14 protein-coding genes are annotated in these 14,196 nt (G+C 67.8%); 10 read left to right on the top strand and 4 right to left on the bottom strand.

Annotated elements, in window-relative coordinates; translation table 11 throughout:
* Positions 1–20: 20 nt before the first annotated feature.
* Genes kdpB through ACIOVG_RS05890 form a run of 3 tightly spaced genes read right to left on the bottom strand, consistent with a single transcriptional unit; the run spans position 21 to position 3,957 of the window.
* Positions 21–2,186, bottom strand: a complete 2,166-nt coding sequence (gene kdpB, locus ACIOVG_RS05900) for a potassium-transporting ATPase subunit KdpB (RefSeq protein ID WP_400870144.1) — start codon at positions 2,184–2,186, stop codon at positions 21–23.
* A 2-nt stretch (positions 2,187–2,188) separates the two neighbouring features.
* Positions 2,189–3,868: a potassium-transporting ATPase subunit KdpA gene (kdpA, locus tag ACIOVG_RS05895; RefSeq protein ID WP_400870141.1), complete on the bottom strand. Its 1,680-nt coding sequence runs from the start codon at positions 3,866–3,868 to the stop codon at positions 2,189–2,191.
* Positions 3,868–3,957, bottom strand: coding sequence for a potassium-transporting ATPase subunit F (locus ACIOVG_RS05890; protein ID WP_141874126.1), 90 nt, complete (start codon positions 3,955–3,957; stop codon positions 3,868–3,870). The genes kdpA and ACIOVG_RS05890 overlap by 1 nt, the downstream gene beginning before the upstream one ends.
* Before the next feature lie 263 nt (positions 3,958–4,220).
* Here ACIOVG_RS05890 and ACIOVG_RS05885 point away from each other — a divergent pair, with 263 nt between their 5' ends.
* From ACIOVG_RS05885 to ACIOVG_RS05840, 10 genes are all read left to right on the top strand, one after another.
* A complete protein-coding gene (locus tag ACIOVG_RS05885; protein ID WP_400870138.1) occupies positions 4,221–4,802 on the top strand; it encodes a hypothetical protein in 582 nt (193 codons plus the stop codon).
* Between the two features lie 55 nt (positions 4,803–4,857).
* Positions 4,858–5,637: a hypothetical protein gene (locus ACIOVG_RS05880; RefSeq protein ID WP_400870136.1), complete on the top strand. Its 780-nt coding sequence runs from the start codon at positions 4,858–4,860 to the stop codon at positions 5,635–5,637.
* Positions 5,638–5,746: 109 nt separating this feature from the next.
* Positions 5,747–6,028: a hypothetical protein gene (locus ACIOVG_RS05875; RefSeq protein ID WP_400870133.1), complete on the top strand. Its 282-nt coding sequence runs from the start codon at positions 5,747–5,749 to the stop codon at positions 6,026–6,028.
* Positions 6,025–7,677 carry a hypothetical protein gene (locus ACIOVG_RS05870; protein ID WP_400870132.1) on the top strand — a complete coding sequence of 551 codons (1,653 nt, stop codon included), beginning with the start codon at positions 6,025–6,027 and terminating at the stop codon, positions 7,675–7,677. The genes ACIOVG_RS05875 and ACIOVG_RS05870 overlap by 4 nt, the downstream gene beginning before the upstream one ends.
* Positions 7,674–8,186 carry a hypothetical protein gene (locus ACIOVG_RS05865; RefSeq protein WP_400870129.1) on the top strand — a complete coding sequence of 171 codons (513 nt, stop codon included), beginning with the start codon at positions 7,674–7,676 and terminating at the stop codon, positions 8,184–8,186. Before ACIOVG_RS05870 ends, ACIOVG_RS05865 begins: the two co-directional genes overlap by 4 nt.
* Positions 8,187–8,298: 112 nt before the next feature.
* A complete protein-coding gene (locus ACIOVG_RS05860) occupies positions 8,299–8,691 on the top strand; it encodes a hypothetical protein (RefSeq protein WP_400870126.1) in 393 nt (130 codons plus the stop codon).
* Between the two features lie 20 nt (positions 8,692–8,711).
* A complete protein-coding gene (locus ACIOVG_RS05855) occupies positions 8,712–9,197 on the top strand; it encodes a hypothetical protein (RefSeq protein ID WP_400870124.1) in 486 nt (161 codons plus the stop codon).
* 66 nt (positions 9,198–9,263) lie between these two features.
* A complete protein-coding gene (locus tag ACIOVG_RS05850; RefSeq protein ID WP_400872688.1) occupies positions 9,264–10,427 on the top strand; it encodes an SLC13 family permease in 1,164 nt (387 codons plus the stop codon).
* A gap of 200 nt (positions 10,428–10,627) precedes the next feature.
* Positions 10,628–11,311: a GntR family transcriptional regulator gene (locus ACIOVG_RS05845; RefSeq protein WP_400870122.1), complete on the top strand. Its 684-nt coding sequence runs from the start codon at positions 10,628–10,630 to the stop codon at positions 11,309–11,311.
* 22 nt (positions 11,312–11,333) lie between these two features.
* Complete coding sequence (locus ACIOVG_RS05840; protein ID WP_400870119.1) at positions 11,334–12,038, top strand: GntR family transcriptional regulator; 705 nt, start codon at positions 11,334–11,336, stop codon at positions 12,036–12,038.
* Between the two features lie 28 nt (positions 12,039–12,066).
* On the opposite strand, the gene ACIOVG_RS05835 is transcribed toward ACIOVG_RS05840, so the two are convergent.
* On the bottom strand, positions 12,067–14,172 hold the full coding sequence (locus ACIOVG_RS05835) for an APC family permease (protein ID WP_400870117.1): 2,106 nt from the start codon (positions 14,170–14,172) through the stop codon (positions 12,067–12,069).
* Positions 14,173–14,196 lie beyond the last annotated feature (24 nt).

Here is a 14,196-nt window from a genome sequence, read left to right as displayed (position 1 = left end):
GTATCTCTTTCGGATGCGGGTCAGAAGCCCGGGATGAGGCTGACGACGAGGTCGATGAGCTTGATGCCGATGAACGGGGCAATCACTCCGCCGAGCCCGTAGATCAGTAGATTGCGCTGCAGGATCTGCGAGGCGCTCGCCGGGCGGTACTTCACTCCGCGCAGCGCGAGCGGGATCAGGAAGACGATCACGATCGCGTTGAAGATGATCGCGCTCGTCACCGCGGATGCCGGCGAGTGCAGCTGCATGATGTTGAGCACCGCCAGTCCGGGGAAGACGCCCATGAACATCGCGGGGATGATCGCGAAGTACTTCGCGATGTCGTTCGCGAGCGAGAAGGTCGTCAGCGCCCCGCGCGTGATCAGCAGTTGCTTGCCGATGCGCACGATGTCGATCAGCTTGGTCGGGTCGGAGTCCAGGTCGACCATGTTGCCGGCCTCCTTCGCGGCCGAGGTGCCGGTGTTCATCGCGACGCCGACGTCGGCCTGGGCGAGGGCGGGGGCGTCATTGGTGCCGTCCCCGGTCATCGCGACCAGGCGACCGCCCTCCTGCTCGCGGCGGATCAGCTCGAGCTTCTGCTCGGGCGTGGCCTCGGCGAGGAAGTCGTCCACTCCGGCCTCCGCGGCGATGGCCTGCGCGGTGAGCGGGTTGTCGCCCGTGATCATCACGGTGCGGATGCCCATGCTGCGCAGCTCCTCGAATCGCTCGCTCAGCCCCTCCTTGACGATGTCCTTCAGGTGCACGACGCCGAGGATGCGGCCCTCCGCAGGCGTCTTCACCGCGACGACCAGCGGGGTGCCGCCGCTCTGTGCGATGGCATCCGTGCGGCTCGCGAGCTCCTCGACCACCTGGATCCCTGAGCCTGATGAAGGGTCCAGCCACGCCTGCACGGCGGAACCTGCGCCCTTGCGGATCTGCGTGCCGTCGGCGAGGTCGAGTCCCGACATGCGCGTCTGCGCGGTGAACGGCACGACCACGGCATCCTCCGGAGCGGTGACGCGGATGCCGCGGCCGATCGCGAGCTCGACGATCGATGCGCCCTCGGGCGTGGGGTCGGCGAGCGACGACAGCGCGGCGGTGCGCAGCAGCTCGTCGGGGTCGATGCCGGGCATCTCCACCACCTCGTGCGCGCGGCGGTTGCCGTACGTGATGGTGCCGGTCTTGTCGAGCAGCAGGGTCGTCACGTCTCCGGCGGCCTCGACCGCGCGGCCCGACATCGCGAGGACGTTCCGCTGCACGAGGCGGTCCATCCCCGCGATGCCGATGGCGGACAGCAGGGCGCCGATCGTGGTCGGGATGAGGCACACGAGCAGGGCGATCAGCACCGGGATGCTGACGGGCGATGCCGCGTACGAGGCGATCGGGTTGAGGGCGAGCACGACGATCACGAACACGATCGACAGGCTTGCGAGCAGGATGTTGAGGGCGATCTCGTTGGGCGTGCGCTGGCGGCTGGCGCCCTCCACGAGGGCGATCATGCGGTCCACGAACGTCTCGCCGGGCTTCGAGGTGATGCGCACGACGATGCGGTCAGAGAGCACGCGGGTGCCGCCGGTCACGGCGCTGCGGTCGCCGCCGGATTCGCGTATCACCGGGGCGCTCTCGCCCGTGATGGCGGATTCGTCGACCGTGGCGATGCCGGCGAGGATGTCGCCGTCGCCGGGGATCAGTTCTCCCGCCTCGACGATCACGACGTCATCGCGCTGCAGCTCGGCCGATGACACCTGGGTCGTCGCGGCGCGTTCGGCGATGGCATCCGCCGCGCCGTCGTACGAGACCACGCGCCGCGCCATGGTGCTGGTGCGCGTCTTGCGCAGGCTCGCCGCCTGGGCCTTGCCGCGCCCCTCGGCGACCGACTCGGCGACGTTCGCGAACAGCACGGTCAGCCAGAGCCACACCGCGATGCCCCACGTGAACAGCGGCGGCACGGCGGTGCCTCCGGACTCTCCGGCGCCGCCGAGGAACGGCTCCGCGATGGCGAGCACGGTCGTGAACGCCGCGCCGACCCAGACCAGCAGCATCACGGGGTTGCGCACGAGCGATGCCGGGTTGAGCTTGCGCAGCGCACCGGGCAGCGCCTGCGCGAGCTGCGCGAACCCGAAGGCGCGCGACGGCGTGGCGGGTCCCGATCCGTCGTCGGGCTCAGGGGCCGACGGAGTGTCGGTGGCGGAGGTGATGAGAGTCATGGTCAGACCAGTCCTTCAGCGAGCGGGCCCAGGGTGAGCACCGGGAAGTAGGTGAGCGCGGTGACGATGACCGTCACGGCGAGGAGGAGGCCGACGAACTGCGGCCGATGTGTGGGCAGGGTTCCGACCGTGGCCGGCACGCGTTCCTGCGCGGCGAAGGAGCCGGCCAGCGCGAGCACCAGCACGATCGGGATGAACCGGCCGAGCAGCATCGCCACCCCGAGTGCGGTGTTGAACCAGGGCGTGTTCGCGGTGAGCCCGGCGAAGGCGGAGCCGTTGTTGTTCGCGGCCGAGGTGAAGGCGTAGAGCACCTCGCTCATGCCGTGCACGCCGGGGTTGAGGATGCTGGTCGACTCGACGTCGGCGCGGATGCCGGGGATCGCGAAGCTCAGCGCCGTGCCGCCCAGGACGAGCGCGGGCACCACCAGGATGTAGAGGCTGGCGAGCGTGATCTCCTTCGGGCCGATCCTTTTGCCGAGATACTCCGGGGTGCGACCGACGAGCAGTCCGCCCACGAACACCGCGACGATCGCGAGCACCAGCATGCCGTACAGGCCGGAGCCGACGCCGCCGGGGGCGACCTCGCCTAGCATCATGTTGAGCATCGGCATCATGCCGCCGAGAGCGGTGTACGAGTCGTGCATCGAGTTGACCGCGCCGGTGGAGGTCAGTGTGCTCGCGCTGCCGAACAGCGTGGAGCCCAGGATGCCGAAGCGCTGCTCCTTGCCTTCCATCGCGGCGCCGGCGAGTTCCGGTGCGGTGCCGCGTCCGGCCAGTTCGAGGGCCGAGAGGGCGAAGGTCGAGACCAGGAAGATGGTCGCCATGACCGCGGCGATCGCGTAGCCCTGGCGGTGGTCGCCGATCATGCGACCGAAGGTGCGGGGCAGCGCGAACGGGATCACGAGGATCAGCAGCACCTGCAGCAGGTTGGTGAATCCGGTCGGGTTCTCGAACGGGTGCGCCGAGTTGGCGTTGAAGAACCCGCCGCCGTTCGTGCCGAGGAGCTTGATGGCCTCCTGCGAGGCGACCGGTCCGCCGGGGATCGTCTGGGTGCCGCCCGAGACCGTGGTCACGTCGGTGAAACCCGCGAAGTTCTGGATGACGCCGCCGGCGAGCAGTGCGATCGCGCCGATCACCGCGAGCGGCAGCAGGATGCGCCCGAGCCCGCGGATCAGGTCGACCCAGAAGTTGCCGATGGTCGTGGAGCCGCGGCGGGCGAAGCCGCGCACGAGGGCGATCGCGATGGAGAGGCCGACCGCGGCGGAGACGAAGTTCTGCACCGTGAGGCCCGCGAGCTGCACCGTGTAGCCCATGGTCTGCTCGGGGGAGTAGGACTGCCAGTTCGTGTTCGCGACGAACGACGCCGCGGTGTTGAACGCCAGCCCCTCGGGCACGGCAGGGAGACCGAGCGACTGCGGCAGGAACGCCTGCAGTCGCTGCAGCGCGTAGACGAGCACGACGCCGACCACCGAGAACGCCAGCACGCTGCGGGCATAGGCGCGCCAGGTCTGCTCTGAGGCCGAGTCGACGCCGATGAGCCGGTAGATGCCGCGTTCGACACGCAGGTCGCGGGCCGAGCTGAACACCCGGGCCATGTAGTCGCCGAGGGGGCGGTAGAGCAGCACGAGCACGACGACGACCGCCGTGAGCTGCAGGATTCCGAACCAGATCGTGGCGTCCATCAGAACCTCTCCGGCGCGACGAGCGCGACCACGAGGTAGACGATGGCGGCGACGGCGAGGACGACGCCGAGGATCTCGAAGACGATCATCGGCGCTCCACCCCCTTCGCGATCAGCGAGACGAGGGCGAACAGCGCGAAGGTCAGCGCGAGGTAGATGATGTCGAGCACGGATCCGATACAACTCCGCGACAGCATCCGCGAATCCGATCCTCACGCTTCCCCTACGCCCCCGCGCGCAACGCATGCGGGTTGCTCACAGCCGGGCTCCCGGCTGCGGACCGCGTGGCTGGTGTCGGCGAACACGGCGACGCGCCACGCGCTCCTGCGAGATCACCCCGTTAGGTTGGGGGGATGCGGTCTCGCTCAATCGTGATGGTCGGTGCCCTGTTGCTCACCGGTTCGCTCGCCTCCTGCGCGTCGGGCGCAGATGGGGGCGGTGTCGCCGAGCCAGGCGGGGCGCCCGCTCAGACGAGCGAGTCCGCCGCCCCCACGGACAGTGCCGATGCCGCGGCTCTCGCACAAGCGCAGGCGTGGCTCGATGCGGCTGTCCTCCCCCCGGGAGCAGTCCGCTCGGAAGCGCCCATCGACGGCTTCGGTTCCTACACGGGATGGCCGTGCGGGCCGGTGGAGGAGCTGGAGGGATTCTGGACGATTCCCGGCGCGACGGTGGCCGATACGGCGAACTGGCTGAGGGAGAACCCCACAGCGAACCTCCTGAGCACAGCAGGCGGGCCGGTCCCCGACGACGGAACGATCGACTCCGCGATGGTTGGCTACATTCCCGAACGCGATTCTCAAGAAGGGATCGTCTACACCGTCGCGAAGACCGGCGATGGCGTGGCTGTGAGAGCTGAGGTCGCAGCACTCACCGAGTCCGCCAGCTGTCCGACCCTTCCCGACGGTGGGACGTACGGAGCGCCGGGGCAGGGGTGATGGTCGGCGTCGCCGCATGCCGGATGGCGCATGTGGCGGGTCCTATGATTTCGCCATGAAGACACGGCGCTCACGCCTTCTCGGGACGATGGTCGCGGTGATGGTCGCTTCGGTGCTCTCGATGTCCGGATGTGCGGTCGTGCCTCGCGAGTTTCCCCCGTCAGGTGCGAACGAGCCGGATGTCGTCGCGGCCCGTGAGGAGGCTGCCGCGGCACAGGGCGAGCTTCTCGCGAACGCGGCGATGGGTGAGGTGATCTCCGAGGGTGTCCAGGACTACTGCAGGAGTGGCAGTTACAGCGAACCGTGGGGACCGCGCGACCCCTACTACTGGTCGTGCGGGCACGTGACGTCGTGGGTCGTGGGAACCGACAGCGAAGACCCGGGCGAGCTCATCGCCGCCTACCGCGCGCACCTCGCATCGATCGGGTGCGAGCCGAGTGAGGCGGACTTCGACATGACGGCGCAGTACTGGGAGATGTACGGGGTCAGCGGGCAGAACGCGAACGGCGACCGCTATACCGTCGACAACCTGCCCAGCGCGAGCGCACGCTGCCCGGACGGCGCCGGGATCGGGATCGGGTTTCGTTCCGCGGCAGAGTTCGACGCCTCGACGCTCGTGACGTACTACGCCGGCGACGGCGAGCAGATCACCGACCAGCCCCACGACCAGGCAGCTGTTCGCGCCAGTGGACGTGCACTCGTCGTGACGCTGTGGACGAGCACCACGTACCACGACGTGCCTCGCGGTGGCTCGGAACCGTCACCCGAGACGACGCCTGAGCCCGAGCGGTGTGCCTGCTACAGCGGCAGCGAATGCGAGTGTCCCGGCGGCTAGCAGCACTGCACGCCGCGATCGGTCGCATCCGTCCTGTTCCCCTATTTCGGGGGCTGACTGTCCTCGCATGAATGCGAATAAGCTCCCAGTGAATGCTGGGGGTGGCTGGGTGACGGCGGTGGAACTGTTCTACGACGATCTGCAGGAATCGGCGACCGATTTCACCGGGGCTGCTTCGGCGTTGCAGTTCGACGTGCCGTGCCTCAGCGGCGATGATCCCGGGGTCGAGACGCCGATCGGGCGGTACCAGTTGAAGGTCGAACTGAACCGTCGGATGGACCAGCTCCACGACGCATCGTTCGCGTACTGGGAGGCCGGGATGGCGCTCGCCGAGACGATCTCCGCGATCACATCGAACTACGCGGCTCTCGACCAGGAGCTGTCGGGATGACCTTGACCTCTCCGAACAGGGGATACCCCCTGGAGCAGATCACGGGCGACGTCGGGACCATGTCGCGGTGGGTCGATCAGTTCGAGATGCTGGCGGATCACCTGCGTGCGTTGCGGGGCGCGTCTGCGCGGGCCACCGGGTTGCCGGGAATGGGGCAGGCGGTGAGCTCGGTGCGGGCGGATGCCGTCGACGTGCTGACGACGATCGGTTCGCACATCGCGGTCGCGCAGACGCTCTCATCGGTGCTGTCCGGCTATGCGAAGTCCCATGACGAGCATGCGAGACAGGCGAACGCGCTGATCGAGGAGATCGAGGCCGCCCACGCGGCATGCGCCCGGTTGCGCGTCGCGTCTGATCAGGCGGGGCGTCGTGCGCGCGCCGCGTCGGGTGGTGAGGATCAGGTCGCGGCGCAGCAGGCGGAGGACGCGGCATCCGAGAGCATCACGGAGCATCGCCGTGCCGAGGAGGATCTCGACGACCTCTGGGCGAGGTACGAGTTCCACTTCCAGGCGTGGGACGAGGCGTACGACGCCGGCGTGCGGGCACTGGTGGGCGAGGCGGGAGTGTCGTCGACGCTCGAGTCGCGGGATCTGCTGGGCGACCTGCTCTCCGCCGACACCCCGGCCGCGGTGTTGGCGCTGTGGCTGGCGCATCCGGAGCTGCAGGAAGAGCTGATCGCCGCGCATCCGGAGGTGCTCGGCGCGATGGACGGGATTCCGGCTGCCGTGCGGGTGCGGGCGAACCAGGCGAACGCGGATGCCTGGATCGAGGCCGCGGAAGCCGAGCGCGCTGCGGAGCCCGAAGGGTCCGAGCGGTCGGCGTTCCTGGCGAAAGAGATCGCGTACCTGCGCCAGGTGCTCGACGGCAGTGTGCAGCTGTATCTCTACGACCGTGTCTTCTCGCGCATCGTCGAGGTGATCGGCGACCTCGCGCAGGTGCCGCAGCGCGTGCTGACCTATGTGCCCGGCACCTTCACGAGCCTCGGCGACTTCTACGCCGGACAGGTGCAGCAGGTGGCGGCATCCATGGTCGACGGTGCGCCGGGCACATTGGTGTTCGTGTACAAGGACGGCCCGTTCCCCGGTGAGAACCCGGAAGTCGGCGGCGCGGATCCGCTGCGGATCGTCGAGGCGAACGATCAACAGCGGGCGGCCGAGGCAGGCCGGCAGCTCGCACGGTTCGAGGCGGGGATGCGGGCGGACCCGCAACTCGCGGTCGCGGAACAGGATGCCTTCGGCCACAGCTGGGGCCTGGCGAACGTGACGAGCGCCGAGGTCGCCGGCGCCGATTTCGACAAGGTCGTCTCCTTATCTGGCGCCGGGATGCTTCCGGAATGGAGGCCCGATCCCGACACCGTCTACGCCGACCTCTCGTATCGCGACATCCTGCAGACGGGCCAGGACCTCGGCGTCGTCTGGGACGGCAACACTCCGCGGTCGAACCCCGCCTTCGAGCACGGCGACTACTACGTCGGCCCGAACGACGAGGCTCTCGACAGGGCAGACGACGGCAGCCTCGGCCGGCCGACGATCAACATTCCGAAGGACTATTTCGCGGTGCTGACCGAGAACCACAACCTGATCGCGACCGACGATCCGGCGAACAAGACGGCGTTGCAGGACCTCCAAAAGCTGTTGGAGACGCGATGACAGAAGCTCGGGCAGCGGCGGTTCTGTTCGCGATCTTGTTCGCGGTGACCGGATGCGCGAACCCTCCGTCGCAACAAGCAGAGAGGAGCATCGTGACTTGGGAGGAAGCGAAGGCGATGACGAAGTCGACGACTTTGGAAATCGTCGATCTCATTCCGAGTCAGACCGTGGTTGGCGTCGATCAGCATGAAACGGGGACGTTGTTCAGTTGCGATGGTGACCGGCACAGCTGGACGGGGATCACCTTTGTCACGGTGCAACCGGGCACGGACATCGAGGCGATCATCAAGCGAATTGAGCCGAATCTACAAGAGCTTCTTGGCGACCGGGGTTCTTTCTCAGTGACGAATCGGCTGGACTTCTTCGGCGACTACGCGGTGAGCGCCCAGTCATCCACGACGTCGGAGGCGTATCTCCTGGGGCTGCGTGACGGTGACACGCTGGTGATCGACTCCTGGTCGGAATGCTTCACCCTGCCTGAGGGCACATACCCGGGAGGCAAGTTCTGAACGGGCGGTTGCTCCACCCGCCGGCGTCGTCGCGATTGCCACGTTGCTGACCGGGTGCTCTGCGGGGCCGGAGTCGATCAAGAGCAGTCCGACCTGGGAAGAAGCGAAGGCCGTGACGCAGTCGACGACCTTGCAGATCGTGGACCTCATCCCGAGCGAGAAGGTGGTCAGTGTCGATCAGCACGAGAAAGGGGGCTTGTTCAGTTGCGATGGTGATCAGCACACCTGGACCGGAGTCACATACGTCACGGTGCAACCGGGCTCCGACATCGAGGAGGTCATGAAGCGAATCAAGCCCACTCTGGAAGATCTTCTTCGCGACCGGGGAGCCTTCGCAGTGAGTAGTCGGCTCGACTTCTTCGGTGACTACGCTCTGGCGGCACAGTCATCCACGACATCGGAGGCGTATCTCCTAGCTATGGACGAAGGCGACCTCATCGTCATCAATTCGTGGTCGGAGTGCTTCACCCTTCCTGAGAGCATGTACCCCGGCGGTGGCTTCTGAACGCGCGCCGGAGTGTGACAGTGGGTGTTGCGGCACTCGTCGCCTTGGTGACCGGGTGCTCCGCGGAGCTCGATCCGGTCGAAAGCAGCCTGACGTGGGAGGAAGCGAAGGCGTCAGCGCAGTCCACGGCTCGGGAGATCATCGCGTTGATTCCCCAGGAGGACGTTGTCGTCGTGAATCAGAATGCGACCGGCACGCTCTTCAGTTGTGATGACACCCGTCATCGCTGGCACGGCACTGCGACAGTGGAAATCGCCTCCGGCATCGACCTCGACTCGGCGATCAAGAACGTGGAGCGCCAACTGAATGGAGTCCTTGATGGACGCGGTGAGTTTGCCGTGACGAATCGGCTGGACTTCTTCGGCGACTACGCGGTGATGGCAAAGTCGGCGACGACCCAGGAGGCCTACCTGCTGGGCCATTGGGAAGCGAACAGCATCATCATCGACTCCTGGTCGGAGTGCTTCACGCTCCCGGAGGGCACGTACCCGGGCGGCAGCTTCTGAGCGGGTGAGTTCCTGGTGCACCGGGCTCCCCGGCGGATCTATGCTCACGAGGTGAGTGCGCGGCGGATGAAGCTCGGCGCGGGGACGATCGTGGTCCTCGCGCTGATCGTCGTCGCGGCGGTGTGCGTGTTCACCGGACTGCTCCCCGCGCCGGATGCCGGTGCCCTCGGTGCCCGCATCGCCCCGGTGCTCGGGTTCGTGGTGGCGATCACGATCGTCGCCGAACTCGCCAGGGATGCGGCCGTGTTCGACGTGCTCGCGCAGCGTCTCGCGCAGTGGGGCCGCGGCCGCGTGATCGCCCTGTGGGCCTCGGTCGTCGCGCTCGCCGTGGTGAGTACCGTGTTCCTCTCGCTCGACACGACCGCCGTGATCGTGACGCCGGTGGTGGTGGTGCTGGCGCAGAGCATCGGGGTCTCGCCGCTGCCGTTCGCGCTCGCCACGGTCTGGCTCGCGAACACGGCATCCCTCGCCCTGCCGGTCTCGAACCTCACCAACCTGCTCGCCGCTCCCGCGATCGGCGACGATCCCGGTGCGTTCCTGGCCTTGAGCTGGGCGCCGACCCTGGTGGGTGTGCTGATCCCGGTCGCGATCCTGACCGTCGCCCACCGACGCACCCTGTTCGGTGCCTACCGCGTGCCGCAGACCGGCGGGCCCTCCGACCGGGTGCTGTTCTGGGGAGCGACCGCGGTGCTGGTCGTGCTGCTCCCGCTGCTCACTCTCACGCACGACGTGTGGATCCCCGCCACAGCCGCCGCTCTGCTGCTGGTCGGACTCTTCGCGGTGCGGCGGAGGCACGTGCTGCGCCTCTCACTCGTGCCGTGGCAGGCGATCGCGCTCGCCGCAGCGCTGTTCGTGCTGGTCGAGACCGCGCACGCCAACGGCATCCTCGACTTCCTCACGTCGCTGGTGTCGAGCGGTCACGGCATCGGAGAGATCCTGGGACTCGCCGCCCTCGGAGCCCTCACCGCGAACGGCGTGAACAATCTGCCGGCCTACCTGATCCTGGAGCCGGCGGCGGGCGATCCGGTGGCGCTGATGGCGCTGTTGATCGGCGTCAATCTCGGACCGCTCGTCACGCCGTGGGCGTCGCTGGCGACGTTGTTGTGGCACCACCGGATCGTCTCGCTCGGTGTCGAGATCCGCTGGGGCCGCTTCATGCTCTGGGGGCTGATCGTCGCGGTGCCGACCGTCATGGTCGCCGCTCTCGCCTTGGCCCTCGTCGCGGGCTGACCGTAGACCGCGCGCGGGTACGAGAGAAGGGCAGCGGCCCAAGTACTGGGGATACTCGGGGGGATCTACGACACACGTGGGGGCCGTGTCGTGGGCGGGCCGCTGCCCTCTCCATCGAAGGTACGCAAGGTGCCCCACCCCGTGTGAAATTTCAGTCTCTGGTGTGGTGAGGGCGCGTGCGCGCGGCATAGGGTGTGGCCGTGGACGATGCCAGCGACTCCCTGCCCATCCGGCCTCGGCAGCTCATCCGGGATCAGGTCTTCGCGACCCTGGCGGAGGAGATCGTCTCGGGGCGCCGGCAGCCGCTCGAGGAGATCCGCGACCAGGATCTGCAGGCCGAGTACGGGGTCTCACGCACCCCCATCCGCGAGGCGCTGACCAGGCTGGCCGAGATCGGGCTGATCGAGGTCAGCACGAACCGCTTCACGCGCGTCGCTCCCATCGACCTCGCAGCGCAGGCCGATCGCCTCGAGATGGCGTGCGCCGTGGTCGCGTACTGCGCGCACACGACGATCCCGACGTTGACCGACGAGCAGGTCTCCGCGTTGGACGCCCGCATCGACGACATCCTCGCGTTCGATCTGACGCTCGCCGGCAGTCGTGAGGTGCGCGGCCACTGGTACGGGCTCTGGGGCTCCCTCGTGATCGCGGCGGGCAATCAGACGATGATCGACATCCTCGACGGACAGCTCGCAGTGCACCTGACGCGCACCATCCCCACACAGCGCACCCCGCAGGACATCGCCGACTATCTGCGCCACGCCCTCGGCGAACTCCGCGAGCTGGTGCACCGCCGCGACGGTGACAGGGCGCGCGCTCTGATCGAGGAGCTGTTCCATCGTTCATCGATCGGCCCACTGCGTGACGCGGCGGCGGCATCCTAACAGCGGATGCCAGGATGAGTGCATGACGGATGCCGCGCGGATCGATTCGCTGCAGTCCACGCGCCTGCTGAACGGCGGCGAGGCGGGCGTCCCGCTCATCAGCTCCCGAGCGGATGCCGTGGTGGACACCCTGGCGGCGGCGATCGAATCCGGTGACCTCCGCCCCGGCGATCCGCTCTCGGTCTCGGCGCTGACCCAGCGCCTGGGCGTGTCGGCCGCGACCGTGCGCGCCGGGCTCGGGGTGCTCGACGGGATGCACCTGATCGAGCACCGGATGAACAGGGCCTCGGTCGTGATCACGCCGACGCCCGCGTGGTTCATCGCCGTCGCATCCGAGTGCTCCGGGCTGTCGGTGAGTGCCGCTGACCTCGGTATCGCGCACGCCACCGATGCGCAGATCGCCGAGTTCGTCGACCGTTCCGCGCACGTCAGAGCCCTCTGGGAGACCGACGAGCACGACCAGATCGTGGGGGCCGAAGGGCTCTGGGAGCTGATCGATCTGCTCGCGACCTTCTCGCGCAACCACTACCTGCGCGAGCTGCACGCATCCAAGCGCACGGCCCTGGTGTTCGGCATCCATGCGCTCAGCAAGCCCCGCAACCCCGCGATGCTGCGGTCAGTGGTCGACGCTCTCGTGCTGGCGGTCCGTTCGCGCGATCGGATCGAGGCGACCGACATCGTCCGCGATCTGTACATGTTCGTCATCGACGGGGTCGTCGAGCTCTGAGCCGCGGCGACCGGAGCCGACCCGGGACTCAGTCCTGCGGCGGACCGGCGGGGCGATGCGCTCGGCGTCCGCTCACGACCACCGGGCGTCCGGCGCGCTCCTGCCCCGGCAGCGGGCGTGAGCGGCGTCCGTAGATCAGCTCCGAGGAGTCCAGCAGCCACGGCACGAGGGTGATCGAGACGCCGTGCACGAGCATGAGCTGGTTGGCGAGGCGGCGAGCGCGACGGTTGTGCAGGAACGACTCCCACCAGTGCCCCACGATGTACTGCGGCAGATACACGGTCACGACTGAGGAGCCGTGCTTCTCGCGATACTGCTTGATGAACTGCGTCACCGGCTGCGCGAATGAACGGTACGGCGACTCGACGATCACCAGGGGGATGGGCACCAGGTGGTCGGCCCAGTCCTTCTGCAGCTGGGCCGCGTCGTCGGAGGCGACTGCGACGTGCACGGCCAGCGTCTTGCCGTGCTTGGCGGCGATCGCGTAGTCGATGGCCTTCACGACCGGCTTCTGCAGGCGGTTGACGAGCACGATGGCGAGGTCGCCCGTCGCGCCGAACTTGGTCGTGTCGTCGATCGCGATCTCGTGCTCGACGTCGCGGTAGTACCGCTTCACCCCGAGCATCAGGAAGGCCAGGATCGGGATCGCGAAGAACACCAGGTAGGCCCCGTGCGTGAACTTCGTGATGGTGACGATCAGAAGCACGAGCACGGTCATGACCGCCCCGGTGGAGTTGATGATGAGCCCCACCTTCGCCGAGCGGCGATCGGATGCCGAGGCGCCGTCGATCCCGGAACCCGTCGAATCCTCGGCCGGCCCGCGGAGGACCCTGCGCCAGTGCCGCACCATGCCGATCTGCCCGAGCGAGAACGACACGAAGACGCCGATGATGTACAGCTGGATCAGGGTCGTCAGTCGCGCCTGGAACACCACCAGCACGATCATCGCGCCGATGCCGAGCAGGATCATGCCGTTCGAGAACACGAGCCGGTCGCCGCGGGTGTTCAGTGACTTGGGGGCGTAGCCGTCGCGGGCGAGCACCGCGCCCAGCAGGGGGAAGCCGTTGAACGCCGTGTTCGCCGCGAGCAGCAGCACGCACGCGGTGGCCGCCTGCACGATGAAGAACAGGATGCTGCCGCCGCCGAACGTCGCGCTCGCGATCTGGGCCATGAGGCTGGGTTGCGGAGTCGTGCAGTCGAAGCCGACGAGGTCACAGGGGTTCTCGGCGTAGTGCACGCCGGTGATCAGCGCGAGGGCCGTGAGGCCGGCGAACAGACAGGCCGCGATCGAGCCCATCAGCACGAGCGTCGACTGCGCGTTGCGCACCTTCGGAGCGCGGAACGCCGGCACGCCGTTCGACACCGCCTCCACTCCGGTGAGCGCCGAGCAACCGCTCGAGAAGGCGCGCAGGATGAGCAGGATGACGGCCGCCTGGCTGAGGCTCTCGGCGTGCACCGTGAACTCGGCGCTGGAGGCGACCGGTGCGTCGCCGAGGAACGTGCGGATGAGGCCGGTGACGATCATGAAGCCGACGGAGGCGATGAACACGTAGGTCGGGATCGCGAAGACCAGCGATGCTTCGCGCACCCCGCGGAGGTTCACGATGATGATCAGGATCACGAAGCCGACCGCGAGCTCCACCCGGAACGGATCGAGACCGGGCACGGCGGAGATGATGTTGTCGACGCCGGAAGCGACCGACACGGCGACCGTGAGCACGTAGTCGACGAGCAGGGCGGCGGCCACGACAACTCCGGGGATCTCGCCCAGGTTCTTCGACGCGACCTCGTAGTCGCCACCGCCGGAGGGATACGCCTTGATGAGCTGCCGGTAGCTGAGCACGACCACGATCAGCAGCACCACGACGGCCGCGGCGACCAGCGGGGTGAACGACAGGAATGTCAGTCCGCCGATCAGCAGGATCATCACGAGCTCCTGCGGCGCGTAGGCCACCGAGCTCAACGCGTCCGACGCGAAGATCGGCAGCGCCATGCGCTTGGGAAGGAGTTGCTCGTCGACTTGCTCGCTCGTCAGCGGATCGCCGATGAGGATGCGCTTGGCGAGAGGAGGCGCATCTGCGCTGTCGCGGTTTTCGTCTGACACGTCCCGCGACACTACGCCCGCAGATGGCATCCTCACAAGATCCTCACGGAATCC

The organism is Microbacterium sp. NPDC087591 (assembly GCF_044743625.1).
Taxonomy (GTDB): Bacteria; Actinomycetota; Actinomycetes; order Actinomycetales; family Microbacteriaceae; genus Microbacterium.
Note: the sequence above shows the minus strand (reverse complement) of the source record. Positions and strands in the feature narration are given on the sequence as shown.

Coding starts and splice junctions, on each gene's coding strand:
- ACIOVG_RS05885 (WP_400870138.1), top strand. CDS start 4,221: ATGCGGTCTCGCTCAATCGTGATGGTCGGTGCCCTGTTGCTCACCGGT.
- ACIOVG_RS05850 (WP_400872688.1), top strand. CDS start 9,264: ATGAAGCTCGGCGCGGGGACGATCGTGGTCCTCGCGCTGATCGTCGTC.
- kdpB (WP_400870144.1), bottom strand. CDS start 2,186: ATGACTCTCATCACCTCCGCCACCGACACTCCGTCGGCCCCTGAGCCC.
- ACIOVG_RS05835 (WP_400870117.1), bottom strand. CDS start 14,172: ATGCCATCTGCGGGCGTAGTGTCGCGGGACGTGTCAGACGAAAACCGC.
- ACIOVG_RS05890 (WP_141874126.1), bottom strand. CDS start 3,957: ATGATCGTCTTCGAGATCCTCGGCGTCGTCCTCGCCGTCGCCGCCATC.
- ACIOVG_RS05865 (WP_400870129.1), top strand. CDS start 7,674: ATGACAGAAGCTCGGGCAGCGGCGGTTCTGTTCGCGATCTTGTTCGCG.
- ACIOVG_RS05880 (WP_400870136.1), top strand. CDS start 4,858: ATGAAGACACGGCGCTCACGCCTTCTCGGGACGATGGTCGCGGTGATG.
- ACIOVG_RS05840 (WP_400870119.1), top strand. CDS start 11,334: ATGACGGATGCCGCGCGGATCGATTCGCTGCAGTCCACGCGCCTGCTG.
- ACIOVG_RS05870 (WP_400870132.1), top strand. CDS start 6,025: ATGACCTTGACCTCTCCGAACAGGGGATACCCCCTGGAGCAGATCACG.
- kdpA (WP_400870141.1), bottom strand. CDS start 3,868: ATGGACGCCACGATCTGGTTCGGAATCCTGCAGCTCACGGCGGTCGTC.